The sequence below is a fragment of the Arthrobacter bussei genome (genome assembly GCF_009377195.2).
GTDB classification, from domain to species: Bacteria; Actinomycetota; Actinomycetes; order Actinomycetales; family Micrococcaceae; genus Arthrobacter_D; species Arthrobacter_D bussei.
Map to the genome: position 1 here is coordinate 186375 of NZ_VJXX01000005.1, position 26520 is coordinate 212894.

Sequence of the window (26520 nt, forward strand, 5' to 3'; positions counted from 1 at the left end):
ACCGCTCAGGTCCGCCACTGGGCCCCGGCGCCGGGGCCTCGGCCGCAGCATCAGGCGCGCCCGGGACCGCGCCGGTGACCGGTCGCGCCACCGGTCCCGGACGGCTGCTGGTAGCCGTGTACGGTGTCTTCGCACTCGCCGCGTCCGCGCGGGCCGTGTTCCAGATCGCGACCAAGTTCGACGAGGCACCGATCGCCTATCTCCTCTCTGCTGTCGCCGCCGTGGTCTACATCGTCGCCACGGTGTCGCTGGCCCGGCCGGGCGTCCGTGCCTACCGCCTGTCGGTCATCGCCGTCACCACGGAACTGGTGGGCGTCCTGGTCGTGGGCCTGCTCAGCATCGTCGACGCGCAGGCCTTCCCCCACGAGACCGTCTGGTCCGGATTCGGGCGCGGGTACGGGTTCGTGCCGCTGCTCCTTCCCGTCCTGGGGCTCCTCTGGCTGCGGCGTACCCGCCCGGACCGCGCGGCGCGCTGACCGGTCCACGTCGGCGGACCGGATCGGCCGGTGCGCTCCACCCGGTCACGCCCGGGTCCTGGACGGAGCACGTCCGGACGCGTCCGTGCGACTGCTCACGCCGGCCCGGCATCCGACCGTCCTGGTCGTGCGGCGTCGTGAGACGATGGCGCTAGGTATCATCCAGCACCTAGGAGCGACATGACCAGCAACAGCCCCGATCACGACGGACCCTCCGTGCCGGGCCGCCGCCCGACGTCGGGCGAGCCCCTCCGCGCCGGGGGCAGCGATGGTCGGCTCTCGCCGGACAGTGCGCGGTCCTCCGCCGTCGACGGCCCGGCACCGACGAGTGCCCCGCGGGGCGCTGACACGGCCCGTGCATCCGCAGCGGAAGCCACGGAAGCCACGAAGGCCGGCCAGGGCACTCCCGGGAAGAAGGCCGGAACGGCCAGGACATCGGGGAAGAAGGCGTCGGGCGGGGACTGGAACGTCTTCCGCACCGTCGTCGTCCTCGTCGGCCTGGTCATCGCGGGCTTCGGCGCCTACTACCTGATCCTCGGCACCGCGGGCCTGCCGGACACCGAGGGTACGCCGGTCAACCCGACGCTGGAGAGCCAGTTCCGGTTCTTCTCCGCGATGATGGTCGGCGTCGGCGCCGCCTTCATCACGATCGCCATCAAGTTCCAGTGGGCCAACATGCTCTGGCTCGTCTGCCTCATGGTGTTCGTCGGCGGCATCGGGCGGGTGCTGTCCTGGGCCTTCTCCGGCACACCGAACTACATCATGATCGTCCTCATGGTCGTCGAGCTCGCCTTCCCGCCGGCCCTGCTCGTGTGGCACAAGTACATCGCCAAGACGAGCCAGATGCGCCAGGAGTTCGCGCAGCGCGGCTAGGAGTCCGCGAGGGCGGCGCGCCCACGAGGGTGCGGCCACCGGATTCCGCAGGCACCGTACCCATACCGACCCGCCGGACGACGGACCCGGGGGAGCGGCGACCGTGCGTCCGGGGCTCCCCGCGATGGTGGGAGCGGGGGGTGCCGTCGGCCATAATGGGAGCGGCGCAGAACCCGCAGGACGACGTCCGAGGCCGCGGGACGCAGCCGGATCACAGAGGAGATGCGTGTTCTACTGGAGAGACCTGGACAGCGTGCCCGAGGACTTCGGGCCCTCCGTCCTGACGCTGGGCAACTTCGACGGCGTCCACCGGGGCCACCAGCGCGTCCTGCAGCAGGTCGTCGAAGCCGCCCGGCAGCGCTCGGCCGCCGCCGTCGTCGTCTCCTTCGATCCGCACCCCGCGCAGGTCCACCGGCCGGACTCCGCACCGGAACTGATCATGGGCCTCGCCGATCGCGTCGAGACGCTCGCCGAGACCGGTATCGACGCCCTCCTGATGATGCACTACACGCTCGACCTCGCCGCGAACTCGCCGGAGGAGTTCGTGGAGCGCGTCTTCGTCCGGGCGTTGAGGGCGAAGGCCGTCGTCATCGGCCACGACGTCCGCTTCGGTGCCGGCAACAGCGGCGACCTGGACACCATGCGCGAGCTCGGTCGGAAGCTCGGTTTCGAGGTCATCGCGATCGACGATTTCGGCGCCAGCTTCCCCATGGACGCCACGGATGACGACGGCGACCGCCGGTGCTCCTCGACCTGGGTGCGCGAGGCCCTGGAGACCGGGGAGGTCGGCACCGCCGCCAGGGTGCTCGGACGCCACCACCGCATGCGCGGCGACGTCGTCCACGGGGCGGCGCGCGGCCGGGAGCTCGGCTACCCCACGGCGAACCTCGCGGCGTCCTCGCAGGGCTACATCCCCGCGGACGGCATCTACGCCGGATGGCTCGTGGACGAAGCCGGGACGCGGTGGCCCGCCGCCATCTCGGTCGGCTCGAACCCCACGTTCGACGGCGTGGACCGGCAGGTCGAGGCGCACGTCATCAACCGGCCGCCGGACCGCGTGCAGGACTTCGACCTGTACGGCCAGGCCGTCGTCGTCGAGTTCGTCGAGCGGCTCCGCGGGCAGGTCACCTACCGCGGGCCCGAAGCGCTCATCGAGCAGATGAAGCTCGACGTGGAGCAGGCCCGCGGGGTGCTTTCGACAGAACAACAGCCCAGACGGTAAACTTCAGGGAGATCCGGCTGCAGTCCGTGGTGGCTGGATTTTTCTGTGTCGTCGCGCAAGCGACGCTCAGCACCTGTTCACGGTACAACTCTAGGAGTTACTCGTGGCCCTTGACGCCGCCATCAAGCAGGAAATCATCAAGGAATATGCTCTCGCCGAAGGTGACACCGGTTCACCCGAGGTGCAGATCGCGATGCTTTCCCGTCGGATCCTCGACCTGACCGAGCACCTGAAGATGCACAAGCACGACCACCACACGCGTCGTGGCCTGCTTCTTCTCGTCGGTCGCCGCCGTCGCCTGCTGGACTACCTGCGGGACACCGACATCTCGCGGTACCGGTCGCTCATCGAGCGCCTCGGCCTGCGTCGATAAGCAGTACCTGAAGGCGGCACCTTCTCCACGGAGAGGGCGTCGCCTTCTCGCACTGACGGACCCCGTCCGGCGGTGCGACGCACGACAGCACCACCCTGCACCTGCAGGGGCAAAGACCGCACAACGATGGAGTCAACCGGTACCGCGCATTCGCGGTCCTCGGTAGTGATCTCCGGAAAGCGCCGGACCGGCGCCTTCCGTGGATCTCGATCGAAGACCGGGTGCTGTGGCCGTCCAGGACGGACGTGACCACGACGGGTGCCGGTTGCCTCCGATACTCATACAGACACAGAAACGGAGGTGACTCTCTTGGAGGGTCCCGAAATTCAGTTCGCCGAAGCAGTGATCGACAACGGTCGCTTCGGAACACGCACCATCCGCTTCGAGACCGGGCGCGTCGCCCAGCAGGCTGCAGGGTCCGCCATGGTCTACATCGACGAGGACACCGCGCTGCTCTCGGCCACCACGGCCGGCAAGCACCCGCGCGAGGGCTTCGACTTCTTCCCGCTGACCGTCGACGTCGAAGAGCGCATGTACGCCGCGGGCCGCATCCCGGGCTCGTTCTTCCGCCGCGAGGGCCGCCCCTCGACCGAGGCGATCCTCGCCTGCCGCCTGATGGACCGCCCCCTGCGTCCGGCCTTCGTCAAGGGCCTGCGCAACGAGGTCCAGGTCGTCGTGACCATCCTCGCGATCAACCCGGACGTCCGCTACGACGTCGTCGCCATCAACGCGGCCTCCATGTCCACGCAGCTGTCCGGCCTGCCCTTCTCGGGTCCGATCGGCGGCGTGCGCGTCGCGCTCGTCTCCGACGGCAGCGGCAACGACCAGTGGATCGCCTTCCCGAAGCACTCCGAGCTCGAGAACTCGGTCTTCGACATGGTCGTCGCCGGTCGCATCGCCGGTGACGACGTCGCGATCATGATGGTCGAGGCCGAGGCCACCGACAACTCGTGGAACCTCATCAAGGAGAACGGCGCCACCGCACCCACCGAGGAGATCGTCGCCGACGGTCTCGAGGCGGCCAAGCCCTTCATCCGGGCCCTGTGCGAGGCGCAGTCGGACCTGGCGGGCCGCGCGGCCAAGCCGACCGTCGAGTTCCCCGTCTTCCTCGACTACCAGGACGACGTCTACTCCGCCGTGGAGTCCGCGGGCTCCGACAAGCTCGCCCAGGTCTTCCAGATCGCCGACAAGCAGGAGCGCGAGAGCGCCTCCGACGCCCTCAAGGCAGAGCTGATGGAATCCCTCGGGGGCCAGTTCGAGGGTCGCGAGAAGGAGCTGTCCGCAGCGTTCCGCTCGCTCACCAAGGCGGTCGTCCGCCAGCGCATCCTGAAGGACCAGGTCCGCATCGATGGCCGCGGCCTCAGCGACATCCGCAAGCTGACCGCCGAGGTCGAGGTGCTGCCGCGCGTGCACGGTTCGGCGATCTTCGAGCGCGGCGAGACCCAGATCCTGGGTGTCACCACGCTGAACATGCTCAAGATGGAGCAGCAGATCGACTCGCTGTCGCCCGTCACGCGCAAGCGCTACATGCACAACTACAACTTCCCTCCGTACTCCACCGGTGAGACCGGCCGCGTCGGTTCGCCGAAGCGCCGCGAGATCGGCCACGGAGCACTCGCCGAGCGTGCCCTCGTGCCCGTGCTGCCCACGCGCGAGGAGTTCCCCTACGCGATCCGCCAGGTGTCCGAGGCGCTGAGCTCCAACGGCTCGACGTCGATGGGCTCGGTCTGCGCCTCGACGCTGTCGCTGCTCAACGCGGGTGTGCCGCTGCGTGCACCGGTCGCGGGCATCGCCATGGGCCTCGTGTCCGACGTCGTCGACGGCCAGACGCGCTACGCGGCGCTGACGGACATCCTCGGCGCCGAGGATGCCTTCGGCGACATGGACTTCAAGGTCGCCGGTACGTCCGAGTTCGTCACGGCCATCCAGCTGGACACGAAGCTCGACGGCATCCCCGCATCGGTCCTCGCGGCCGCCCTGAAGCAGGCCCGTGAAGCACGCCTACACATCCTCGGCGTCCTGCAGGCAGCGATCGACACCCCGGACGAGCTCTCCGAGTTCGCGCCGAGGATCATCTCGGTCAAGATTCCCGTGGACAAGATCGGCGAGGTCATCGGCCCCAAGGGCAAGATGATCAACCAGATCCAGGAGGACACCGGCGCCGACATCTCGATCGAGGACGACGGAACCGTCCTCATCGGTGCGACCAACGGTGAGTCGGCCGAGGCCGCGCGTGCCGCGGTCAACGCCATCGCGAACCCGCAGGTCCCCGAGATCGGCGAGCGCTACCTGGGCACGGTCGTGAAGACCACGACCTTCGGCGCCTTCGTCTCGCTGACCCCGGGCAAGGACGGCCTGCTGCACATCTCCGAGCTGCGCAAGCTCGCCGGTGGCAAGCGCGTCGACAACGTCGACGAGGTCGTCTCCGTGGGCCAGAAGGTCCAGGTCGAGATCACCAAGATCGACGACCGCGGAAAGCTCTCGCTCTCGCCCGTCGTGGCGGACGAGGCCGCGGACTCCTCCGAGGATGCCGGCATCGAGCTGCCCGAGGCAGCAGACGCCGAGTAGCCGCATGGCCCGCTCCTCCTGAGCGACGTACGGCCCCGGCGCCCACCGATCACCTCGGTCGGCGCCGGGGCCGTCTGCCTTTCCCGAACAGCTCGAGAAGAAAGACCAGGATGTCCCTGTCCTCCGTAGTGTCCCTGCCCCTGCTGCCCACGCCGCGTGACGGCGGTGGCTCCGACCACTCGTTCGTGGCGGGAGACCCGGGCGGCAACGTCGTCCGGCGCAGTGTCCTGCCCGGCGGGGTCCGCGTGCTCACCGAGGCCATGCCCGGTCAGCGGTCCGCCACGATCGGCTTCTGGGTGGGCGTCGGCTCCCGCGACGAGGCCGAGGGCCAGCACGGCAGCACGCACTTCCTGGAGCACCTGCTCTTCAAGGGCACGGCGCGCCGGAGCGCCATGGACATCGCGTCCGCCTTCGACGAGGTGGGCGGCGAGTCCAACGCGGCGACGGCGAAGGAGAACACCTGCTACTACGCGCGGGTGCTCGACTCCGACCTGCCCATGGCCATCGACGTCATCGCCGACATGGTGACCTCCGCCGTGCTGGACGCCGAGGAGCTCGAGCAGGAGCGCGACGTCATCCTCGAGGAGATCGCGATGGACAGCGATGATCCCGGGGACGTGGCGCACGAGAAGTTCGTCGAGCTCGTCCTGGGGGACCACCCGCTCGGCCGCCCCATCGGCGGGACCCCGGAGGCCATCATGGCCGTCCCCCGGGACTCCGTGCTCGCCCACTACCGGCGCTACTACGTCCCCTCGGAGATCGTCGTCACCGCGGCGGGCGGTCTCGACCACGACGTCGTCTGCCGTCTGGTGCAGGAGGCGCTCGAGACGGCGGGCTGGTCACTGGACGAGGGCGCCCTGCCCGTGGCCCGGCGGTCGACGACGGCGACCCCCGTCCGCGGTGCGACCGGCACCCACGTGATCCGCCGCGCCGTCGAGCAGTCGAACATCCTGATCGGCTGCCCGTCCCTGACGGCAACCGACGAACGGCGTTTCGCGATGAGCGTGCTGAACGCCGTGCTCGGCGGGGGGATGTCCTCCAGGCTGTTCCAGGAGATCCGCGAGAAGCGCGGGCTCGTGTACTCCACCTATTCCTTCTCCGCGGCGTACGCGGACGCCGGCTACTTCGGCATGTACGCCGGCTGCTCGCCGGCCAAGACCGGCCAGGTCATCCGGCTGCTCGGCGCCGAGCTCGACCGGCTCGCAGTGGACGGCATCGACGCCGAGGAGCTCCGCAAGGCCGTGGGCCAGCTCTCCGGTGGACTCGTGATGGCGCTCGAGGACAGCAGTTCCCGCATGTCCCGCCTCGGCCGCTCGGAGCTCGTGTCGGGGGAGTTCGTGGACATGGATGCCTCGCTCGAACGCATCAGGGCCGTCACGGCGGAGGATGTCCGGGACCTGGCCCGCGAGCTGGCGGCAGCGCCCCGCACCACCGTCGTCGTCGGTCCCTTCGACACCGAGGCGGATTTCGCCGAACACGAGGGCTGAGGGGGAGTCGTCCCGTCGGCACGCGCTGACGCGGCAGGGGGGCGCAGGGGTGCGCCCGACAGCCGGTGGTCCCGGCTAGCCGCCGGCGAACGGCGGCAGGATGTCGAGGACGTCGTCGGGCCGGAGGACCGTGGCGTGGTCACGAACCGCGATCTCGTTGAGCAGGTAGCTGCTGCGGTCGAGGACCTTTGCGAGCGAGGGGGAGCCTGGTGGGCCGGACCTGCCGCGGAGATCCACCAGCAGTTCCGCCAGGGGACGTCCGGCGGGCAGCTGCTCCTGGTCGACGCCTGACGCGGCCTTCGCCGCCCCGAAGTAGCGTACGAGGACCTCAGCCACCGATGGCACTCATCGACCGGTCGGGCTGGACGAAGCCGTCCGCACCGAGTCCCGTGTGCCCCATGCCGTGCGCCTTGGGCTTCAGCCACATGGCATCGCGCCAGCGCTGCGCGACGGCGTCGTCGTCCGCGTCCGAGCGGAGCAGGTCACGGAGGTCGGTCTCCTCGCGGGAGAAGAGGCAGCTCATGATCTTGCCCTCCGCTGTGACGCGCGTGCGGCGGCAGTCGGCGCAGAACGGCTCGGTGACGGACGCGATGATGCCCACGGTCCCCAGGACGACGTCGGGAGCGTCCTTCGACCTGACCTCCCACCGCTCGGCGGGGGCGCCGTCGCGGTTGCGCGGATCCGGGGTGAGGACGAAGCGGGTCTCGACGAGCTCCCGCATCTCCGCAGCCGTGACCATGCCCTCCTTGGTCCAGCCATGGTCCGCGTCGAGCGGCATCTGCTCGATGAAGCGCAGCTCGAAGCCGCGGCTCACCGCCCACTCGACCAGATCGGGTGCCTCGTGGTCGTTGATGCCGCGCATGAGGACGGCGTTGATCTTGACGAGGCCCAGTCCGGCGTCCGCGGCGGCCTCGATGCCCTTCAGGACACGGTCGAGGAAGGGGCGGCGTGTCAGCTGGGCGAAGGTCTCCGCGTGCAGCGAGTCCATCGAGACGTTGATGCGCGTCAGCCCGGCCTCCTTGAGCTGCACGGCGCGTCGGTCCAGGCCGAGCGCGTTGGTCGTCATGGAGATGGGCAGATCCGGGTGGTTCGCCCTGATCTCCCGGATGATGTCGAGCAGGTCCGCCCGGACGAGGGGCTCACCGCCGGTCAGCCGGAGCTCCCTGATGCCGAGGCGGTCGACGCCGATGCGGACCAGCCGGACGATCTCGACCCGGGACAGCACCTGGTCCTTCTGCAGCCAGTTGAGGCCCTCCGCGGGCATGCAGTAGGTGCAGCGCAGATTGCACTTGTCGGTGAGTGAGAGGCGCATGTCCGTGGCCTGCCGGCCGTGGGTGTCCATCAATCCCGCTGCCGGGACGACGGGGGCGGCGCTCGGCATGCCCATGTCGGTTCCCATGGTTCGAGGGTACGCCCTCGCCGCCTCCGGCCCCTACCCGGCAGCCCGTGCGGGGCGGGCCTTCCGCCGCCACCTCCGGGGAGGTAGGGGACGGCGGCGGGGGACGGGGAACCCGGTGACGGCGGCACGCGTGTATCGGGAGGACCATAGCGGCCGGCACCTTGCCGCCCGGGGCCCGGACGGAAGGCACCGGTATGCGGCGGCGGACATGGGCAGCAGTCTCCGGAGCGCTGGCGGTGGGGCTGGGCGTGATCGGCGGGGAGCTGTCCGCAGCGGCGCTGAGCCCCTCCGTCACGCCTGTCAGTGCCGTCGGGTCCGCGGTGATCGACGGCCTTCCGCCCGGGGTGAAGGACTGGGCCATCGCCTGGTTCGGTACCGCCGACAAGGCGGTGTTCCTCGTGACCATCGCGGTCCTCATCGCCCTGCTCGCCCTCGCCGCCGGCGTGCTCGAGTACCGCAGGCGCTTCGCCGGACGGGCGGTGGTCGCCGGCTTCGGCGCGGTCGGCGCGCTGGCGGTGGCCTCCCGTCCGCAGTCCTCCCTGATCTCCTTCGTCGCACCGGTCGTGGCGGCACTGGTGGCCGTCCTCGTGCTCGACGCGCTGGTCCGCGCCCTCAGGGCGTGGCAGCAGGGCGCCGACGGAGCAGCCACGACCGACAGGTCCCCGGCCCGGCGCCGGTTCCTGCAGGGTGCGGGCGGCACCGCCGTCGTCGTGGCCGCCACCGGTGCCGCGGCGACCGGAGTCCGGTCCTCGCAGTCGACCGTCACCCGGCAGCGCTCGTCCATCACCCTGCCCGCGCCGACGGAACCGGCAGCACCCCCGCGCCCCGAGGGATCGTTCGTCCCGGAGGGCGCGGAGCTGGAGATCCCCGGCATTAGCGAGCTGGTGACCGATGCGGACGACTTCTACCGGATCGATACCGCGCTCGTCGTCCCCGTGGTGGATCCCGCCGGGTGGACACTCCGGGTCACCGGTCTCGTGGACCGGGAGGTGGAGATCACCTTCGACGAGCTCCTCGCACTGCCGCTCATCGAGCGCCACGTCACCCTGGCCTGCGTCTCGAACACGGTGGGCGGAGGCCTGACCGGCACTGCACGGTGGCTGGGCTGGCCGGTGCGGGAGCTCCTCGCCCGCGCGGGGGTCCGGCCGGAGGCGGACATGGTGCTGTCCCGCAGCGTCGACGGCTTCACCGCGGGCACCCCGCTGGAGGCGCTCACCGACAGCCGCGACGCGCTGATCGCCGTGGGGATGAACGGCGAACCGCTGCCGGTCGAGCACGGCTTCCCGGTCCGCCTCGTGGTCCCCGGGCTCTACGGCTTCGTCTCCGCCACGAAGTGGGTGAGCGAGCTCCAGGTGACCCGGTTCGCCGACGAGAAGGCGTACTGGTCCACGCGGGGCTGGTCCGAGCGCGGCCCCGTGAAGACCTCCTCGCGGGTCGACGTGCCGCGTCCGAACGCCGATGTGCCGGCGGGGGACGTCGTCGTCGCGGGGGTCGCATGGGCTCAGCATCGCGGTGTCGAGGCCGTCGAGGTGAGGGTCGACGGCGGTCCCTGGCAGCGCGCGGTCCTCGCGACGGCGATCTCCGTGGACACGTGGTGCCATTACAGCGCGACGCTGGCCCTGGCGGCCGGCTCGCACACCGTCCAGTCGCGGGCGGTGGATCGTGAGGGCGACGTGCAGTCGGACGCCGACGTGGCTCCGGCGCCTGACGGGGCCGAGGGCCTGCACACGGTAACGTTCACGGTGACCTAGACCACCCGCCTCCCCGGCGCCCGACCGCCTCCCGTGGCTCTTACAGGGACGGCGGTCCCGCGCGGGGCGGCGTCCGGCTCAGCGGAGGCACTGATGAGAAGAACCGTCGCCGAACACCAGGCCGCCGTCGCCGGCCTCCTGCGCTGGAGCAGCGGGTACGATGCCGGAGCGCCGGAGATCCTCCCGCTCGCCGACGCCCTCGGCCGGTCCCTGGCCACCGACGTCCCGGCTCCGGTCAGCCTCCCGCCGTTCGACAACTCCCAGATGGACGGGTACGCGGTCCATGCCGCCGATCTCGAGGATCCGTCCCATCTCGCCGTCACCGACGCGATCGCGGCCGGTTCCGTGCCGGCCGACCTGCGGCCCGGCACGGCCGCCCCGATCATGACGGGGGCCATGCTGCCCACCGGCGCCGCCGCCGTCGTGCCCATCGAGCGGGCGGTCCCACCCCGGTTCCACACTGCAGCCGATCTCGCCCGGCCCGGTGCCGCGGTGACGGTCGCCCTCCCGGCGGGCATCCCTGCCGGCCAGTACGTGCGACGGGCCGGGAGCGACATCGCCGAGGGGGCCACCGCGCTGACCGCCGGAACACTGCTGGGGCCCGCGCACCTCGGACTGCTCGCGGCCTGCGGCGTCGGACGCGTGCCCGTCCGGCCGCGCTTCCGGGTCCTGCTGCTGTCCACCGGTGACGAGGTGGCGGAGCCCGGGACACCGCTCGCTCCCGGCACCATCTACGACGCCAACAGCACCTTGCTGGAGTCCGCCCTGACCGAGGCCGGGGTCGCCGTCACCCGCCACCGCCTCCTCGGTGACGACCCCGCCGTCCTCCGGGAAGCACTCGCCGGTATCGCCGCGGGAAGCACCAACCTGGTCCTCAGCACCGGCGGCATCAGCCAGGGGGCCTACGAGGTGGTGAAGCAGGCCCTGGCTGACAGCAGTGTCGAATTCTCGTCGGTCGCGATGCAGCCCGGAGGGCCGCAGGCGCACGGGACGCTCTCGGGGATCCCCTTCCTCGGATTCCCCGGCAACCCGGTCAGCGCGCTCGTCTCCTTCGAGATGTTCCTGCGGCCCGCCCTCCAGCAGCTCACCGGCCTCCCGGCAGCACGGCCCGTCCTCGACGCCGTCCTGACCGAGGGGCTCACCAGCCCCGAGGGCAAGCACCAGCTGCGGCGCGGGCTGTTCCGTGGAGGCAGGGTGGCACTCATCGGCGGACCGGGCTCCCACCTCCTCCGCGCCCTCGCGGCGTCGAACTGCCTGGTCCACGTGCCCGAGGGCGTGGACATCCTGCAGGAGGGGGACAGGGTGCAGGTGACCCTCATGGGACCCGTCCCCACGGACCCGTTCGCCGTCGAGGACGTCCTCGTCCTCGAGGACGCCGAACCGGCGAGCGTCACGGACTGATTGAATGGGATCCGCAGAAAGGACTCCTCGATGAGCACACCAGCACCTCCCGATACCGGAGGCCCATGGGCCGCGTCCCCGGCACTGTCCCACGTGCGGGCAGACGGGACCGCCCATATGGTCGACGTCTCCGGCAAGCAGCCGACCGTCCGCGAGGCCGTCGCCGAGTCAACGCTCGAGACCACGGCCGACGTCGTGGCCCTGATTGCGGACGGGACTCTGCCGAAGGGTGACGCCCTCGCCGTCGCCCGCGTGGCCGGCATCATGGCGGCCAAGCAGACCTCCACCCTGATCCCGCTGTGCCACCCGTTGCCCCTGTCGAAGGTGACGGTCGACTTCGAGCCGGACGGCGGCACCGTCAGGGTCCTCGCGCTGGTCAGGACCACGGCGCTCACTGGGGTCGAGATGGAGGCGCTCACCGCCGCGTCCGTCGCGGCCCTGACGCTCTACGACATGATCAAGGCCGTGGACAAGCGTGCCGTGATCAACGGGACGCGCGTGGTGTCCAAGTCCGGCGGGAAGAGCGGGGACTGGACGGCATGACGGGTCTCCGCACCGCAGCCGTGGTCATCGCCTCCACGCGCGCCGCCGCCGGTACCTACGAGGACGAGTGCGGCCCCGCCATCGCCGCGTGGCTCTACGAGCACGGGTTCGCCGTCGCGGACGCCGTGGTGGTCCCGGACGGCGACGCCGTGGGGACCGCCATCGGCGCTGCCCTGGAGGCACGCCCCGCCGTGCTGATCACGAGCGGCGGCACGGGCCTCAGCCCCGACGACGCCACGCCGGAGCAGACGGCGCCCTACCTGACGCGCAGCCTCCCCGGCATCGTGGAGGCCATCCGGCGCGCCGGTGAGGAGAAGGTGCCGACGGCCGTGCTGAGCCGTGGCCTGGCAGGCACCGCCGGCAGCACCTTCGTGCTCAACCTGCCCGGTTCGCCCGGCGGGGTCCGTGACGGGCTCTCCGTGCTCTCCCCCCTGATCAACCACATCTGCTCCCAGTTGGAGGGCCGCAATGACCACCGGTGACGTCGTCCACGCAGCCGTCGCAGCATCGCCGATCGCCCCCGAGGAGGCATACGCCGCCGTCGATTCTCCGTTCTGCGGTGCCGTCGTCGGCTTCAGCGGTGTGGTGCGGGACCACGACGGCGGCAAGGGCGTGACGTCCCTGAGCTACTCCGCGCACCCGAGCGCGGAGCGCATCATCCGTGAGGTCGCCGAGGAGATCGCGGCCCGGCACGAGGGCATCCGCATCTGGGTGGCGCACCGCGTGGGTCCCCTCGACATCGGCGACCAGGCCCTGGTGGCCGCCGTCGGGGCCGCCCACCGCGGTGAGGCGTTCCGGGCCTGCTCGGACCTCGTGGACCTGGTCAAGGAGAAGGTGCCCATCTGGAAGGAGCAGTTCTTCACGGACGGCACCGTGGAATGGGTCGGCGCCGGGGCGTGACAGTAGGCTGGAGGGCATGACCGAACTCCTGCCCGTCGCCGTCCTCGGCGCCCGTGGACGCATGGGTTCCGAGGCGGTCCGCGCCATCGGGGCGGCGCCCGACCTCGACCTCGTGGCCGCCCTCGGCAGCAGCGACCCGCTCGAGTCCCTCGTCTCCGCCGGTGCCGCCGTCGTCGTCGACCTGACCGTGCCCGAGGCCACGGCGTCGAACGTGCGGTTCCTCGTCGACCACGGCATGCACGCCGTGGTGGGGACCACCGGCTGGACCGCCGACCGGCTCGCCGAGCTCGAGGCCCAGCTGGCCGGCAGCCCAGCGACGGGAGTCCTCATCGCGCCGAACTTCGCCCTCGGATCCGTTCTCGCATCGGCGTTCGCCGCCACCGCGGCCCGGTACTTCGAATCCGTCGAGATCATCGAGCTGCACCACCCGGACAAGGTGGACGCGCCGTCGGGCACGGCCGCGCGGACCGCGCAGCTCATCGCCTCGGCGCGGGCCGCCGCGGGGGTGCCCCTGGCGCCGGACGCGACGCGCGACGAGCTCGACGGGGCCCGCGGTGCCCGCGTGGACGGCGTCCCCGTGCACTCCGTCCGGCTCCGGGGACTCACGGCGCACCAGGAGGTGCTGCTCGGCAGTCCGGGGGAGCAGCTGACCATCCGGCACGACTCCTACGACCGTGCGTCCTTCATGCCGGGCGTCCTCCTCGGCATCCGCTCCGTGGCCGGGCATCCGGGGTTGACCGTCGGCCTCGACGGCTACCTCGACCTGCAGACCGGCGGACGATCGTGAACGCCGTGGACCTCTACCGCCGGCACAAGGTCAAGCTCGGCGTCCTGCTGGTGACGGCCCTGCTCGTGTTCTGGCTCGCGGTCGCCTTCCAGCGCAGCTTCCTGCTGCTCGGCGACCCCGAGCCCGTGGCCAAGGCGATCGGCGCGGGGTACCTGCTCCTGCCGTGTATCGGGGCGTGGGCACTGATCCGCGAACTGCTGTTCGGTGCTCAGACCCAGCGCATGGCGCGGCAGCTCGACCGCGAGGGCGGTCTACCGGTCGACGACCTGCCGAGGACTCCTGCCGGGCGCATCGTCCGCTCCGCGGCCGACGAGGCCTTCCCCGCCTACCAGGCCGAGGTCGAGTCCGACCCGGAGAACTGGCGCAGCTGGTTCAGGCTCTCCTGCGCCTACGACGCGGCCGGGGACCGCAAGCGGGCCCGGCGCGCGATGCGCGAGGCCGCGAAGCTCCACCGGCAGCACGGCGCGGCCACCGCGCCCTGACGTCGTCGGCGGCACGGACCGTGACCGGGGGATCGGAGCCCCCGCGCCTCAGCGGCGTGCTTCGATGCGACCGTCGCGTGCCGCGTTGGCCGCCCCCGACGCGATGAGTTCCAGGGGCCCGCGTGAGCCGACGCGCTGGAACAGGATGCCGACGGCGACGGCGGCGGCCAGCTGGAGCCAGAAGAGCTGCAGGGGATCCGGGAGCGGAGTCAGCTGGTCGGCCCAGCTCATGACGCAGATGTGGAGGCTGTAGAGGGTCAGCGTCATGGCCCCCGGCGCCGAGAGCGGCAGGAGCGCCTGCGGGATGCGGCGCGTCAGCAGGAGGCAGACGGCGACGACGGCCGCGGCGGCTCCGGACACGTGCACCAGGTCGAGGCTCGAGCCGGAGTGGGGAGCGCTGACCGCGAGCCACCACCAGGACCCGGACTGGTCGATCCCCGCGAGACCGACGTCGAGCATGGCCTCCAGCGGATACCTGGCGCCGTCCGGGGTCCCGAGGATGGCGGCGAGGCCGCCCGCCCCGAGCAGCTGTGCGCTGAGGAGCTTGGCCCCGATCGCGGCGGCGACGCCTCCCCCGAGGAGGCCGAGCTGCACGGGCAGTCGGCGGAGGTCCAGCCGCCCGATGACCAGCCCCACGAGGATGAAGCCGAGCCACTGCAGTGCCGGGTAGTAGCCAGTGAGCATGATGTCCGCGGCAAGGGTCTGCGGTACGAGGAAGTGGTCGAAGACCGGATTGCCGCCGAGGGTCGGGGGATCGACACCCGCCGTGACGACGGGCCGCAGCAGGTAGGCCGCGACGGGCGCGAGGACGAGCCACCCGACGGTCCAGGCGGCCAGTGCACGCAGCCGGAGGCCCACGAAGGGAAGGGCGAGGAGGAACAGCACGCCGTAGTGGAAGAGGATGATCGCGATGTTCGTCTCGACCCCGCCCAGGATCAGGCCGGTCAGCGCGATGAGCAGGGCGCGCACCGCGATCCCGGTCCGGTCGGCGGAGAGCGTGCGGTCGCGGTGCGGCGAGCGCCCGCCGGTGAGCAGCGCCAGCCCGATCCCCGCGATGACCGCGAACAGGCCGGAGGCACGTCCGGAGAAGACCAGGGCGGTCCAGGTGGCGGTCGTGCTCCCGGGTGCGTACAGCGGCAGGATGTGCGTGCTCATCATCCCGAACAGCGCCACGCCGCGGGCCGCGTCGATCCCGGTGAGGCGCCGCGGCGCGGCCGTCGTCTGCATGCTGTCATGGTCCCACAGGCCCCGGGCGGTCCCGTCGGGTCCCACCGGGCGCCGCCCGAACGGGTAACGTTTCATCCATGGCTGACACCCCCTCGAGCACCCCTCCCTTCGGCACCCTCGTGACCGCCATGGTCACGCCGTTCACCGCCGACGGCGCCGTCGACCTCGACGCCACCGCCGCCCTCGCCTCGAAGCTCGTGGACGACGGCTGCGACGGACTGGTGGTCTCGGGGACCACGGGGGAGACCTCGACGCTGGAGGACTCCGAGAAGGAGGACCTCTACCGCGTGGTCGTGGAGACCGTCGGGGACCGCGCCCGCGTGATCGCCGGGACCGGGACGAACCACACCTCGCACTCGGTGGAGATGGCGCGCCGTGCGGAGCGGGCAGGGGCCCATGCGCAGCTCGTCGTGACGCCGTACTACAACAAGCCCACCCAGGCCGGGGTGATCGCGCACTTCGACGCCGTCGCGGCGGCCTCGGACCTCCCCATCATGATCTACGACATCCCCGGCCGCTCGGCCATCCCCATCACCACCGAGACCATGATCCGGCTCGCGGAGAATCCGAGGATTGGCGCCCTCAAGGACGCCAAGGCGGACTTCGCGGCGATCACCAGGGTCCTCGCCTCCACAGACCTCGACGTGTACTCCGGCGACGACGGCCTGACCCTGCCCTGGATGGCGGCCGGAGCGGTCGGCGTGGTCAGCGTCAGCGCCCACGTCGCGACGGCCGGCTTCCGGGCGCTGGTGGACGCGGCGGCCGCCGGGGACTTCGTGGAGGCCCGGCGCATCCACTTCGAGCTCGACCCCGTGATCCGCGCCGTCATGACGCACATCCCCGGTGCGGTCTCCGCCAAGCACATCCTGCACCTGCAGGGGGTCCTGGCGAACGCCGTCGTGCGCATGCCCCTCGTCCAGGCCGACGAGCAGGAGCTCGGCCCGATCCTCGCGGATCTCGCCGAGGCGGGGTGGGACCTGTCCCCGGCCGGCGCGCACCCGGGCGCAGGCGCATGAGTGACGCCGCCGGGGTCGGGCCCGCACTGCGCACCCTGCCACCGGCACTCGAGGCCGGCACGCTGAGGATCGTCCCGCTCGGCGGGCTGGGGGAGATCGGCCGGAACATGGCCGTGTTCGAGATCGGGGGCAAGCTGCTGATCGTCGATTGCGGCGTTCTCTTCCCCGAGGAGACCCAGCCCGGCGTCGACCTGATCCTGCCGGACTTCTCCTACATCGAGGACAGGCTCGACGACGTCGTCGGGCTGGTCCTCACGCACGGCCACGAGGACCACATCGGCGCCGTCCCGTACCTGCTGCGCCTCAAGGCCGACATCCCGGTCATCGGCTCGCAGCTCACCCTCGCGCTCGTCGAGGCCAAGCTGCAGGAACACCGGATCCGCCCCTACACCCTGACGGTGTCCGAGGGGCAGATCGAGCAGTTCGGCCCCTTCGAGTGCGAGTTCGTGGCGGTCAACCACTCCATCCCGGACGCGCTGGCGGTCTTCATCCGCACGGAGGCCGGCAACGTCCTCCACACCGGTGACTTCAAGATGGACCAGCTGCCCCTCGACGGCCGCATCACGGACCTCCGCGCCTTCGCCCGCCTCGGCGAGGAGGGCGTGGACCTCTTCATGGTGGACTCCACCAATGCGGACGTCCCCGGCTTCACGACGGCGGAGCGCGAGATCGGCCCGGTCCTCGAGAACCTCTTCGGGCAGGTCCGCAAGCGCATCATCGTCGCATCCTTCTCCTCGCACGTGCACCGCGTGCAGCAGGTCATCGACGCCGCACACGCCCACGGCCGGTTCGTCTGCTTCGCCGGCCGGTCGATGGTCCGCAACATGGCCATCGCCGCGAAGCTCGGCTACCTCAAGGTGCCGGACGGGATCCTCGTCGACATCAAGAACGTCGACGACCTGCCGGACGACCGCGTGGTCCTCATGTCCACGGGCTCCCAGGGTGAACCGATGGCCGCGCTGTCGCGCATGGCCAACGGGGACCACCGCATCACCGTCGGCAAGGGTGACACCGTGATCCTCGCGTCCTCGCTTATCCCGGGCAACGAGAACGCCGTCTACCGCGTCATCAACGGCCTGCTGAAGCTCGGCGCTGACGTCATCCACAAGGGGAACGCGAAGGTGCACGTCTCCGGGCACGCCGCAGCGGGCGAGCTCCTCTACTGCTACAACATCCTCCGGCCGAAGAACGTGATGCCCGTGCACGGCGAGACGCGCCACCTCATCGCGAACGGGAAGCTGGCCCAGCAGACCGGCGTCCCGGCCTCCAACGTGCTCCTGACGGACGACGGCTCCGTGGTCGATCTCGTGGACGGCAGGGCGCGCGTGGTCGGCGCCGTGGAGTGCGGCTTCGTGTACGTGGACGGCTCCAGCGTCGGCGAGATCACGGACGCCGACCTCAAGGACCGGCGGATCCTCGGCGAGGAGGGATTCATCTCGATCATCACCGTCGTCAACCGGACCACGGGGAAGGTCGTCTCCGGCCCCGACATCCACGCGCGGGGCTTCGCGGAGGACGACTCCGTGTTCGACGAGATCAAGCCGAAGATCAACCAGGCACTCGAAGAAGCCGTGATGAACACCACGGACCACACCACGTACCAGCTGCAGCAGGTGGTCCGGCGCATCATCGGGACCTGGGTCAACCGCCGGTACCGCCGCAGGCCCATGATCATCCCGGTGGTCCTCGAGGCCTGACGGCAGGCGGGTCCACCGCAGCGAAGCTCGACCGGGTGCGGCGTCCCGGGTGCCGGGTGCCGGTGTCGGGTGCCGGTGTCGGGTCCCGGGTTCCGTGAGGGCCGGGTGCCGGGTCCCGTGGGTGCGGGAATCCGACGCTTCGGCGGCGCGGTCCGGTACCGTGAGGATCATGGCCACTCGAACGTCCCCTGCCCCGCGGGGCCAGCACCAGACCCGCGGCAAGGGAGCCTCCGCCGCTGCGGGGACCGGCCGGGCCAAGGCGCCCGCCAAGGACACCCAGCGCCCGACGGCGAAGACCCGGCAGGTCCCGGTCACTCCGGAGCCGCAGCACGAAGACCGCCTGGCGCTGCCGCTGCGGGCCGTCCGGGCCGTCTGGATGGGCACGGCGCGTATCGTCGGGTCGGGTGTCCGCACCTTCGGGCACCACGTCGAACCGGAGCGCGACCTCCGCCGTGACGGCACCGGGTTCTTCCTCCTCCTGCTGGCACTGGCCGTCGCAGCCGTCGAATGGTGGGCCCTGACCGGGACGCCGGCCGACATCGTCCACGCGGCCGCCGGGGGGACGTTCGGCTGGATGGCCCTGCTCGTGCCGTTCATGCTCGGTATCGGCGCCGTCCGGCTCTTCCGGTACCCGGAACGCCACCGGGCCAACAACCGCATCGCCATCGGACAGCTCGTCATCCTCTTCGCCGGCTCGGGCATCGCGCACCTCGTCGGTGGCCAGCCCGGCCTCGCGGCAGGACTGGACGCGCTGTGGCGCGCCGGGGGAGTGGCCGGCTTCGTCGTCGCCGGACCCCTCAGCAGTGTCCTCACGGCCTGGCCCGTCGCCCTCGTGCTCACCATGGCGATCTTCCTCGGCCTGCTGATCGTCACCGCCACACCCTTCCGCCACATCCCCTCGCGCCTGCGGACCCTCTACGAGCACCTCATGGGCCAGGACCCGGACGCCGCCGACCACCGGCGCGAGGACGGCCACGACCAGAGCTACCTCTACGAGACGCACGGGGCCACCGCCGCGCAGGAGCCGAAGAAGCGCAAGCGCCTGTTCGGCAAGGACCGGCAGTCCGCCGCCACCGGGGACCCCGGCGAGTACGACGCCGACGGCTACGTCGGCGACGAGGCGTTCGAGCGAGCCGTCATCGAGGACGAGGAGCGCCGCGCCCGCGAGGCCGAGGCCGCCGTGCCCCCGGGCGTCCGCCGCCCGACCAAGCAGGAGCTCGCCGCCGAGGAGCTGAAGCGATCGAACGCCGCCCGCCTGCCGGCCACCGAGGCACCGGAGCGCGCGCCCGAGGGGGCCACCGAAGCCATCGACGTCGTCCCGGCGGCGAAGGCGCTGATCGTCCCGTCGACCCCGGTGCAGCCGCAGGTGCCGCCGACGCCGATCCCGCAGCGCACCGAGCAGCTGCAGCTCGCCGGGGATGTCGCCTACACCCTGCCGCCGTCGGACTACCTGCCGGCAGGCACCCCGCCGAAGGAGCGCTCGGAGGCCAACGACGCCGTCGTCGCCGCCCTGACGCACACCATGGACCAGTTCAACGTCGACGCCAAGGTCACCGGATTCTCGCGTGGTCCGACGGTCACGCGCTACGAGATCGAACTCGCGCCGGGCACCAAGGTGGAGCGGGTCACGGCGCTGTCCAAGAACATCTCCTATGCGGTCGCGTCCTCCGACGTCCGCATCCTCTCGCCCATCCCCGGCAAGTCCGCCATCGGCATCGAGATCCCCAACACGGACCGCGAGACCGTCTCCCTCGGTGACGTGCTCCGCTCCGGCAACGCGCGGAAGACGGACCATCCGATGGTCATGGGCGTCGGCAAGGACGTCGAGGGTGGGTTCGTCGTCGCGAATCTCGCCAAGATGCCCCACCTCCTCGTGGCCGGTGCCACGGGCGCTGGCAAGTCCTCCTTCGTCAACTCGATGATCACCTCCATCCTCATGCGGTCCACTCCGGACGAGGTGCGGATGGTCATGGTGGACCCCAAACGTGTGGAACTGACCGCGTACGAGGGGGTCCCGCACCTCATCACGCCGATCATCACCAGCCCGAAGAAGGCCGCCGAGGCACTGCAGTGGGTGGTCCGCGAGATGGACACGCGCTACGACGACCTCGCCAACTACGGCTACAAGCACATCGACGACTTCAACAAGGCTGTCCGCAACGGCAAGGTGGTGCCGCCCGAGGGCTCCAAGCGCGTCGTCCGGCCGTATCCGTACCTCCTGGTCATCGTCGACGAGCTCGCCGACCTCATGATGGTCGCCCCCCGCGACGTCGAGGACTCGATCGTCCGCATCACGCAGCTCGCGCGTGCCGCGGGCATCCACCTCGTGCTGGCGACGCAGCGCCCCTCGGTCGACGTCGTGACAGGCCTGATCAAGGCCAACGTGCCCTCCCGCATGGCCTTCGCGACGTCGTCCGTGACGGACTCCCGCGTGGTGCTCGACCAGCCGGGCGCGGAGAAGCTGATCGGCCAGGGCGACGCGCTGTTCCTGCCGATGGGTGCGTCCAAGCCGATGCGCGTGCAGGGCGCGTGGGTCACGGAGTCGGAGATCCACCGCGTCGTCGAGCACGTCAAGGGCCAGCTGCAGGCGGTGTACCGCGAGGACGTTGCGGTCGACGCGCCGAAGAAGCAGATCGACGACGACATCGGGGACGATCTCGACGTCCTGCTGCAGGCCACCGAACTGGTGGTCACCACCCAGTTCGGCTCGACGTCGATGCTGCAGCGCAAGCTGCGCGTCGGCTTCGCCAAGGCGGGCAGGCTCATGGATCTGCTCGAGTCGCGCGGCGTCGTCGGCCCCTCGGAGGGCTCCAAGGCCCGCGACGTCCTCGTGAAGCCGGACGACCTCGAGCCCGTTCTCGCGGCGATGCGGGGGGACGAACCGGCGTCGCAGGCCGCGTCCGCGCCCCGCCCGGCCCAGGCCCCGATCGACCTCGTCGCCGACGACCTCGCCTCCAGGGCACAGGCCGTCGACTACCACGACGGTGTTGACGGCTCGGACGACGACGCGGACGGCGACACCGACGCCTGGAACCTCACCGGCAGGTAGCCTGACACCGTGAACAGCTCCCCCTCCCCGGCGGTGCCGGTACTGAACATCGCGAACGTCCTGACGGTCGTGCGCATCCTGCTGGTCCCCTTCTTCATCTGGTTCCTCCTGCTCGACGACGGCCGGGCCGGCCTCTTCCGCTGGCTCGCCGTCGCGACGTTCGCCGTCGCGATCTACACGGACAAGCTCGACGGCGACCTCGCCCGGAGCAGGGGCCTCATCACGGACTTCGGCAAGATCGCCGATCCGATCGCCGACAAGCTCCTGATCGGTTCCGCGCTGATCCTGCTCTCCGTGCTCGACGAACTGTGGTGGTGGGTCACGATCGTCATCCTGGTGCGGGAGCTCGGTATCACGTTGCTCCGCTTCGCGGTGATCCGCTACGGCGTGATGCCCGCCTCGCGCGGCGGGAAGCTGAAGACGGTCGTCCAGACGGTCGCGATCCTCCTGTTCCTGGTCCCGCTGCAGGCGCTCCTCGGCGACTGGGCCTGGTGGGTCGCCGCGGCGGTCATGGCCGCAGCGCTCGTGATCACCGTCGTGACGGGGGTCGACTACATCCTCCAGGCGATCCGCCTCCGCGCGCAGGCCCGCCGGTGACCGCGGCCGCGTCCTCGCCCGCCCCGACGGGTGACGGACTCCTCGTCCTGGTGCGGCCGGTCGCGGGGGGAGCAGCAGGGGACGCTCCGTGAGCTACACCCCCGCCGCCGAGGTCGTCGCCCTCGCAACGCGGCGCGGGCTGACGGTCGCGACCGCCGAATCCCTGACCGCCGGCCTGGTCGCATCGGCACTGGCAGATGTGCCCGGGGCCTCGTCCGTCCTGCAGGGCGGTGTAGTCGCCTACCAGGTCGAGGTCAAGCAGAATCTGCTCGGCGTGGACCCTGATCTGCTGGCCGCCGTCGGAGCCGTCGATCCCCGCGTCGCGGCGGCCATGGCCGAGGGGGCCCGGCTCGCCCTCGTCGCCGACATCGGCGTCGCCACCACCGGAGTGGCCGGCCCGTCTGCCCACCAGGGCAAGCCCGTGGGCACCGTCTTCACGGCGATCTCGACGTCATCCGGGACGAGGAGCTTCGAACACCACTTCCACGGCGGGCGTGACGACATCCGCGCCGCGACCCTCGAAGCTGTCCTCGCGGAACTTCTCGGGGAACTCTCCGGGGGAACAAACCGTCCACGGGGTGAGTTATAAACACTGCCGGCCGTTGATAGGGTTGGCGACTCAGGCTCAAGCAGATCGGGCAGGTCATCATCACGGGGCGCTCGTCGATCACGGCGGTGCCGCATCTATGAGGGAGCAAGGCGATACAGATGGTAAAGCAGCCCGTGTCCGTAAACGGCGTGGTCCGTTGGCGTGATGTGGGGTTGGCAGATGATGCACAACGCAAGCCCAAGGAGCGCAAAATGGTCGTACTTCGCCATGAGATCGGCGATGTCCTTCGGGACGTCCGCCAGCGCCAGGGCCGTACCCTGCGTGAGGTGTCGCACAGTGCGAGGGTTTCCCTCGGATACCTCAGTGAGGTCGAGCGTGGACAGAAGGAAGCATCCTCTGAACTCCTCTCATCAATCTGCAGTGCACTCGAGGTGCCGCTCTCCTCGATGCTGCGGGAAGTCAGCGACCGGCTGGCAGAAGCAGAAGGCGTATCCATCCCGGATACCGTCCCCCAGGAATTCGCGCGTGAGTTCGGTGACGACCTCAGCGACGGACTGAACGACGACTTCCGTCGGGGGCTCGCGGCGACGAACCGCTAGCCACCCCACGGCAAGGAAGGCCCGTCCCACGAGGGACGGGCCTTCCTGCTGTCCGTTACCAGTTGTCCTTGGTGTACGTGCTGTTGAGCTGGGCGATGAGGGTCCCCAGACGCGTGAGGTCGTCGACGTCCCAGTCCTCCATGAGCTGGTGGAACGCCTGCTTCCTGGCCGACTGCGCCGCGACCAGCTGGCTGGTGCCGGCGTCCGTGAGCGAGATGGACTGTGCCCGCCCGTCGAGCGGGTCCGCTTCCTTCTGGACCAGGCCGAGCTGCTCCAGCATCGCGATCTGGCGACTGACCGAGGGCTTGCCCACCCCGACGCTCGCCGCGATGTCCGTCAGGCGCATCGACCCCTCCCGCTGCAGGATCACGAGCAGGCCGTAGGCCGCCGGTTCCATGTCCGGGTGCACGCGGCGCGCGACCTTGTAGGAGTTCGACCGGGCGCGCCGCCACAGCATGCTCAGTTGTTGCTCGAGCGCTTCGATGGCGGCATCGGTGTCGGCGTCGTCGCCGGGATAGGGCGCCAGGCCCGGGCCGGGGTCGGTGATGCTCGGCTTCGCGTTCATGGGCCAATTGTAGGGTTCCGGTTCCCGGCGGGCACCATGCGACGCCGGCCGATATCCGGCGACCTCCGGCGACCCGCCGCGACTCCGTCGCCTGCCGGATCGCCGGGAGCACCACGGCGCTGCACGGACCGGCGGCGCAGCCTCCCGTCGTGGTGAGACGGTCGGGCCTCACACCGGTCGATGCTGCACGCGGACGGTGCGGGCGGCCACAATGGAGAGGGCGCCGCAGGGCATGCGGGCGCCGTCGAACAGGAACGGCAGGGAACTGGACATGCGGTTGAGCGATTTCTGGCGGTTGATGGACGACGAGTTCGGGGAGCGGTATTCCCGCACCCTCGCCCGTGACCTCGTGGTGGACCAGCTCGGAGACAGGACCGCGTCCGAGGCGCTGTCGGCGGGACTGGATCCGAAAGCCGTGTGGGAGGCGGTGTGTCGCGCCCAGGACGTCCCCCGGGACCGCTGGCTGGGCCGGGACGTGAAGCCGCGCTGACACCGCCCGGACCGTCGGCGAACACGCGGGAGAGGTGCTGGATAATCGAATATCTGTTCGGATCGCGATAGAATGATGCTGGAGGCGGAGCGCTCTTGTACACATAGCGGTAGGCCCACCTCAAACTGTCGGCGCAGACTCCTACAGTCGACAATGAACACGTAAACAGGCCTCACGGCCATGGACAACCGAGGTGAAGAATGGCCGCTCCAGACCGCGAGAAAGCCCTCGAAGCAGCTCTCGCTCAGATCGACAAGCAGTACGGCAAGGGTTCCGTGATGCGTCTCGGTGACGAGACCAGGGCGCCCATCGAGACCATCTCGACCAGTTCCATCGCGCTGGACGCCGCGCTCGGTATCGGCGGGCTTCCCCGTGGAAGGGTCGTCGAGATCTACGGGCCGGAGTCCTCGGGTAAGACCACCGTCGCACTCCACGCCGTCGCCAGCGCCCAGCGCAACGGCGGTATCGCCGCCTTCATCGACGCGGAGCACGCGCTCGATCCCGAGTACGCCAAGCGGCTCGGGGTGGACACGGATGCCCTCCTGGTCTCCCAGCCGGACACCGGTGAGCAGGCGCTGGAGATCATGGACATGCTGATCGGGTCGGGGTCCATCGACATCGTCGTGATCGACTCCGTCGCAGCACTCGTGCCCCGCGCCGAGATCGAGGGCGAGATGGGTGACAGCCACGTCGGCCTGCAGGCGCGCCTGATGAGTCAGGCGCTGCGCAAGATCACCGGACGCCTGAGCCAGACCAAGACGACCGCCATCTTCATCAACCAGCTACGCGAGAAGATCGGCGTGTTCTTCGGAAGTCCCGAGACCACCACGGGTGGCAAGGCGCTCAAGTTCTACGCCTCCGTCCGCATCGACGTGCGGCGCATCGAGACGTTGAAGGAGGGCGTGAACCCGGTCGGCAACAGGACCCGCGCCAAGATCGTCAAGAACAAGATGGCGCCGCCCTTCAAGCAGGCGGAGTTCGACATCCTCTACGGACACGGGATCTCCCGCGAGGGCGGGCTGATCGACGTCGGGGTGGAGAACGGCCTGGTCAAGAAGTCGGGCGCCTGGTTCACGTACGACGGTGACCAGTTGGGACAGGGTAAGGAGAACGCCCGCAAGTTCCTGATCGACAACCCGGGACTCGCTGACGAGCTGGAGCAGAAGATCCGGGTCAAGCTGGGGATCGGTGTCCAGGCGGAGGAGCCCGAGGCACCCAAGCTGAAGGCCGTCAGCGGCGAGTAGCCGCATGGACGGGGATGAGGGCGCCCTACCCGTCGAGTGGGGGACCTCCTTCGGCCGATTCGGCGCCGACAGCTCGAAGGAGTCGGCCGAAGGACCGGACGTCGACGGCGAGAGCCCGCGTCGGGCAGGTACGCGAAAGGGCCTGACGCGGTCCGGATCGTCCTCCTTCGGCCGCGGCGGGGTGTCGAGGTCGGCGTCCGGGCGCACGGAGGCCGGAAGTTCCAAGCGCAGCCGGCGGCAGCCGGGAGGGCGGGCTACCAGCGGCCGCGACGGACGCTCCTTCGTCGATCCGTTCGGACCGGTCGTCGGATCGTCGGCCGACGCCGACGCTTCCGCGGGTGGGACGGGCGGGCACCCCGACAGCGGGGAGGGCCCGAGCGCCCGCGCGCAGGGACGCCGCCGTCGGCGGGGTGCGCGAGCCGAGACCGGGAGCGGAGCGGATTCCGCACTCCACGGACCGGCCGGGCCACCGCAGGATTCCGACGGTGATGAGACCCCTGCTGGCGCGGCGAGGACCGACGAGGAGTGGACGTCCCTGGGTCGATCGGTCCTCCTGCGGCACCTCGCCCTCGGCGCACGGAGCCGTCATCAGCTGGACCGGAAGCTCGCCGAGCGGGAGGTGCCGCCGTCGATCGCCTCGGCGCTCCTCGACCGGTTCGTCGAGGTGCAGCTGATCGATGACGCGGAGTTCGCGCGCATGTGGGTCCGCACGCGGATCGCGGGCAAGTCCCTGTCCCGGTCCTCGTTGCGTCGGGAGCTGGCCGAGAAGGGCATCGCCGTCGAACTCGTCGATGATGCCCTCGAGCAGGTGTCCGATGAGGACGAGACCGAGCAGGCCCGCGACGTCGTCCGGCGGAAGCTGCGGGTGTCGGCAGATCTCACCGACCGGACGGTCCGGGAGAAGGAGATCCGCAGGCTCGTCGGTGTCCTCGCCCGGAAAGGCTACAACCCGGGGAGTGCTTACTCCATCGTCAAGGAGATCATCACGGGGGCAACAGATGCGGCAGCAGAGGCAGAGCCCGAGGGGCGACCGGATGCATGGCCCGGGGAATGAGCAGGCGCAGGCTGCCCCGAGGGCCCGGGTGTGCGCGCGGAGGCGCCGGTCCGGCGTTGGCCGGACGAGGCCGTCGCTCGGCCCATCGACGGCCCACCGCGCCGAGCCGGGGCGATTGTGGGGCTCCGTCCCGGCGGTCGTACGCTTGATGCCGTGAGCAGCACAGTCCC

The 26520-nt window shown here is 70.6% G+C and carries 26 protein-coding genes; 22 read left to right on the top strand and 4 right to left on the bottom strand.

Annotated features, from left to right (window positions below; all coding sequences use genetic code 11):
• The first annotated feature begins 74 nt into the window (after nt 1-74).
• The 6 genes from FNH21_RS14115 to FNH21_RS14140 all read left to right on the top strand — a co-directional run bounded on the left by FNH21_RS14115 (nt 75) and on the right by FNH21_RS14140 (nt 6999).
• Nucleotides 75-476, top strand: coding sequence for a hypothetical protein (locus FNH21_RS14115; protein WP_191932015.1), 402 nt, complete (start codon nt 75-77; stop codon nt 474-476).
• A gap of 180 nt (nt 477-656) precedes the next feature.
• The gene (locus FNH21_RS14120; RefSeq protein ID WP_152816703.1) at nt 657-1349 is read left to right on the top strand and encodes a DUF4345 domain-containing protein; all 693 of its coding nucleotides are present in this window, start codon (nt 657-659) and stop codon (nt 1347-1349) included.
• Nucleotides 1350-1575: 226 nt separating this feature from the next.
• A complete protein-coding gene (locus FNH21_RS14125; protein WP_338403292.1) occupies nt 1576-2571 on the top strand; it encodes a bifunctional riboflavin kinase/FAD synthetase in 996 nt (331 codons plus the stop codon).
• 103 nt (nt 2572-2674) lie between these two features.
• Complete coding sequence (gene rpsO / locus FNH21_RS14130) at nt 2675-2944, top strand: 30S ribosomal protein S15 (protein WP_055772546.1); 270 nt, start codon at nt 2675-2677, stop codon at nt 2942-2944.
• 309 nt (nt 2945-3253) lie between these two features.
• On the top strand, nt 3254-5512 hold the full coding sequence (locus FNH21_RS14135; RefSeq protein WP_152816777.1) for a polyribonucleotide nucleotidyltransferase: 2259 nt from the start codon (nt 3254-3256) through the stop codon (nt 5510-5512).
• Nucleotides 5513-5622: 110 nt separating this feature from the next.
• Nucleotides 5623-6999 carry a M16 family metallopeptidase gene (locus FNH21_RS14140; RefSeq protein ID WP_152816704.1) on the top strand — a complete coding sequence of 459 codons (1377 nt, stop codon included), beginning with the start codon at nt 5623-5625 and terminating at the stop codon, nt 6997-6999.
• 75 nt (nt 7000-7074) lie between these two features.
• Here FNH21_RS14140 and FNH21_RS14145 read toward each other — a convergent pair whose 3' ends face one another.
• The gene (locus FNH21_RS14145; RefSeq protein WP_191932000.1) at nt 7075-7335 is read right to left on the bottom strand and encodes a MoaD/ThiS family protein; all 261 of its coding nucleotides are present in this window, start codon (nt 7333-7335) and stop codon (nt 7075-7077) included.
• A complete protein-coding gene (gene moaA, locus FNH21_RS14150; RefSeq protein ID WP_152816705.1) occupies nt 7328-8398 on the bottom strand; it encodes a GTP 3',8-cyclase MoaA in 1071 nt (356 codons plus the stop codon). The genes FNH21_RS14145 and moaA overlap by 8 nt, the downstream gene beginning before the upstream one ends.
• A 194-nt stretch (nt 8399-8592) precedes the next feature.
• Here moaA and FNH21_RS14155 point away from each other — a divergent pair, with 194 nt between their 5' ends.
• From FNH21_RS14155 to FNH21_RS14185, 7 genes are all read left to right on the top strand, one after another.
• Nucleotides 8593-10149, top strand: coding sequence for a molybdopterin-dependent oxidoreductase (locus FNH21_RS14155; protein WP_152816706.1), 1557 nt, complete (start codon nt 8593-8595; stop codon nt 10147-10149).
• A 93-nt stretch (nt 10150-10242) separates the two neighbouring features.
• Nucleotides 10243-11550 (top strand): molybdopterin molybdotransferase MoeA, encoded by a 1308-nt coding sequence (locus tag FNH21_RS14160; protein WP_152816707.1) that lies wholly within the window; start codon nt 10243-10245, stop codon nt 11548-11550.
• Between the two features lie 30 nt (nt 11551-11580).
• Complete coding sequence (gene moaC / locus FNH21_RS14165) at nt 11581-12093, top strand: cyclic pyranopterin monophosphate synthase MoaC (RefSeq protein ID WP_152816708.1); 513 nt, start codon at nt 11581-11583, stop codon at nt 12091-12093.
• The gene (locus tag FNH21_RS14170) at nt 12090-12575 is read left to right on the top strand and encodes a MogA/MoaB family molybdenum cofactor biosynthesis protein (protein WP_152816709.1); all 486 of its coding nucleotides are present in this window, start codon (nt 12090-12092) and stop codon (nt 12573-12575) included. The genes moaC and FNH21_RS14170 overlap by 4 nt, the downstream gene beginning before the upstream one ends.
• Nucleotides 12562-12993: a molybdenum cofactor biosynthesis protein MoaE gene (locus FNH21_RS14175; RefSeq protein WP_152816710.1), complete on the top strand. Its 432-nt coding sequence runs from the start codon at nt 12562-12564 to the stop codon at nt 12991-12993. Before FNH21_RS14170 ends, FNH21_RS14175 begins: the two co-directional genes overlap by 14 nt.
• 16 nt (nt 12994-13009) lie before the next feature.
• Nucleotides 13010-13780, top strand: a complete 771-nt coding sequence (gene dapB / locus FNH21_RS14180) for a 4-hydroxy-tetrahydrodipicolinate reductase (RefSeq protein WP_152816711.1) — start codon at nt 13010-13012, stop codon at nt 13778-13780.
• A complete protein-coding gene (locus FNH21_RS14185) occupies nt 13774-14262 on the top strand; it encodes a hypothetical protein (protein ID WP_191932017.1) in 489 nt (162 codons plus the stop codon). The genes dapB and FNH21_RS14185 overlap by 7 nt, the downstream gene beginning before the upstream one ends.
• Before the next feature lie 48 nt (nt 14263-14310).
• Here FNH21_RS14185 and FNH21_RS14190 read toward each other — a convergent pair whose 3' ends face one another.
• Entirely contained in the window at nt 14311-15489 is a 1179-nt protein-coding gene (locus tag FNH21_RS14190) for a heparan-alpha-glucosaminide N-acetyltransferase domain-containing protein (RefSeq protein ID WP_152816712.1), read from the bottom strand.
• A gap of 77 nt (nt 15490-15566) precedes the next feature.
• On the opposite strand from FNH21_RS14190, the gene dapA reads away from it, so the two are divergent.
• The 6 genes from dapA to FNH21_RS14220 all read left to right on the top strand — a co-directional run bounded on the left by dapA (nt 15567) and on the right by FNH21_RS14220 (nt 22997).
• Complete coding sequence (gene dapA, locus FNH21_RS14195; protein ID WP_152816713.1) at nt 15567-16505, top strand: 4-hydroxy-tetrahydrodipicolinate synthase; 939 nt, start codon at nt 15567-15569, stop codon at nt 16503-16505.
• Nucleotides 16502-18202 (top strand): ribonuclease J, encoded by a 1701-nt coding sequence (locus FNH21_RS14200; RefSeq protein WP_152816714.1) that lies wholly within the window; start codon nt 16502-16504, stop codon nt 18200-18202. Before dapA ends, FNH21_RS14200 begins: the two co-directional genes overlap by 4 nt.
• Before the next feature lie 169 nt (nt 18203-18371).
• The gene (locus FNH21_RS14205) at nt 18372-21251 is read left to right on the top strand and encodes an FtsK/SpoIIIE family DNA translocase (protein ID WP_152816715.1); all 2880 of its coding nucleotides are present in this window, start codon (nt 18372-18374) and stop codon (nt 21249-21251) included.
• Between the two features lie 9 nt (nt 21252-21260).
• Nucleotides 21261-21848 (top strand): CDP-diacylglycerol--glycerol-3-phosphate 3-phosphatidyltransferase, encoded by a 588-nt coding sequence (gene pgsA, locus FNH21_RS14210; RefSeq protein ID WP_191932001.1) that lies wholly within the window; start codon nt 21261-21263, stop codon nt 21846-21848.
• A gap of 88 nt (nt 21849-21936) precedes the next feature.
• Entirely contained in the window at nt 21937-22437 is a 501-nt protein-coding gene (locus FNH21_RS14215) for a nicotinamide-nucleotide amidohydrolase family protein (protein ID WP_191932002.1), read from the top strand.
• Nucleotides 22438-22556: 119 nt separating this feature from the next.
• Nucleotides 22557-22997, top strand: coding sequence for a helix-turn-helix domain-containing protein (locus FNH21_RS14220; protein WP_055772501.1), 441 nt, complete (start codon nt 22557-22559; stop codon nt 22995-22997).
• Between the two features lie 55 nt (nt 22998-23052).
• Here FNH21_RS14220 and FNH21_RS14225 read toward each other — a convergent pair whose 3' ends face one another.
• Complete coding sequence (locus FNH21_RS14225; protein WP_241743268.1) at nt 23053-23562, bottom strand: MarR family winged helix-turn-helix transcriptional regulator; 510 nt, start codon at nt 23560-23562, stop codon at nt 23053-23055.
• Between the two features lie 271 nt (nt 23563-23833).
• On the opposite strand from FNH21_RS14225, the gene FNH21_RS14230 reads away from it, so the two are divergent.
• The 3 genes from FNH21_RS14230 to FNH21_RS14240 all read left to right on the top strand — a co-directional run bounded on the left by FNH21_RS14230 (nt 23834) and on the right by FNH21_RS14240 (nt 26350).
• The gene (locus FNH21_RS14230; protein WP_152816782.1) at nt 23834-24052 is read left to right on the top strand and encodes a DUF3046 domain-containing protein; all 219 of its coding nucleotides are present in this window, start codon (nt 23834-23836) and stop codon (nt 24050-24052) included.
• Between the two features lie 200 nt (nt 24053-24252).
• Nucleotides 24253-25296 (top strand): recombinase RecA, encoded by a 1044-nt coding sequence (gene recA / locus FNH21_RS14235; protein ID WP_152816716.1) that lies wholly within the window; start codon nt 24253-24255, stop codon nt 25294-25296.
• 4 nt (nt 25297-25300) lie between these two features.
• A complete protein-coding gene (locus FNH21_RS14240) occupies nt 25301-26350 on the top strand; it encodes a regulatory protein RecX (protein ID WP_152816717.1) in 1050 nt (349 codons plus the stop codon).
• Nucleotides 26351-26520: the final 170 nt, after the last annotated feature.

Excerpts from the sequence above, each read along its gene's own strand:
- FNH21_RS14120 (WP_152816703.1), top strand. The coding sequence starts at position 657 with ATGACCAGCAACAGCCCCGATCACGACGGACCCTCCGTGCCGGGCCGC.
- FNH21_RS14205 (WP_152816715.1), top strand. The coding sequence starts at position 18,372 with ATGGCCACTCGAACGTCCCCTGCCCCGCGGGGCCAGCACCAGACCCGC.
- FNH21_RS14190 (WP_152816712.1), bottom strand. The coding sequence starts at position 15,489 with ATGCAGACGACGGCCGCGCCGCGGCGCCTCACCGGGATCGACGCGGCC.
- FNH21_RS14155 (WP_152816706.1), top strand. The coding sequence starts at position 8,593 with ATGCGGCGGCGGACATGGGCAGCAGTCTCCGGAGCGCTGGCGGTGGGG.
- FNH21_RS14225 (WP_241743268.1), bottom strand. The coding sequence starts at position 23,562 with ATGAACGCGAAGCCGAGCATCACCGACCCCGGCCCGGGCCTGGCGCCC.
- FNH21_RS14175 (WP_152816710.1), top strand. The coding sequence starts at position 12,562 with ATGACCACCGGTGACGTCGTCCACGCAGCCGTCGCAGCATCGCCGATC.
- FNH21_RS14220 (WP_055772501.1), top strand. The coding sequence starts at position 22,557 with ATGGTAAAGCAGCCCGTGTCCGTAAACGGCGTGGTCCGTTGGCGTGAT.
- FNH21_RS14200 (WP_152816714.1), top strand. The coding sequence starts at position 16,502 with ATGAGTGACGCCGCCGGGGTCGGGCCCGCACTGCGCACCCTGCCACCG.
- FNH21_RS14240 (WP_152816717.1), top strand. The coding sequence starts at position 25,301 with ATGGACGGGGATGAGGGCGCCCTACCCGTCGAGTGGGGGACCTCCTTC.
- moaC (WP_152816708.1), top strand. The coding sequence starts at position 11,581 with ATGAGCACACCAGCACCTCCCGATACCGGAGGCCCATGGGCCGCGTCC.
- dapB (WP_152816711.1), top strand. The coding sequence starts at position 13,010 with ATGACCGAACTCCTGCCCGTCGCCGTCCTCGGCGCCCGTGGACGCATG.
- FNH21_RS14230 (WP_152816782.1), top strand. The coding sequence starts at position 23,834 with ATGCGGTTGAGCGATTTCTGGCGGTTGATGGACGACGAGTTCGGGGAG.
- FNH21_RS14170 (WP_152816709.1), top strand. The coding sequence starts at position 12,090 with ATGACGGGTCTCCGCACCGCAGCCGTGGTCATCGCCTCCACGCGCGCC.
- recA (WP_152816716.1), top strand. The coding sequence starts at position 24,253 with ATGGCCGCTCCAGACCGCGAGAAAGCCCTCGAAGCAGCTCTCGCTCAG.
- FNH21_RS14160 (WP_152816707.1), top strand. The coding sequence starts at position 10,243 with ATGAGAAGAACCGTCGCCGAACACCAGGCCGCCGTCGCCGGCCTCCTG.
- moaA (WP_152816705.1), bottom strand. The coding sequence starts at position 8,398 with ATGGGAACCGACATGGGCATGCCGAGCGCCGCCCCCGTCGTCCCGGCA.
- dapA (WP_152816713.1), top strand. The coding sequence starts at position 15,567 with ATGGCTGACACCCCCTCGAGCACCCCTCCCTTCGGCACCCTCGTGACC.
- FNH21_RS14140 (WP_152816704.1), top strand. The coding sequence starts at position 5,623 with ATGTCCCTGTCCTCCGTAGTGTCCCTGCCCCTGCTGCCCACGCCGCGT.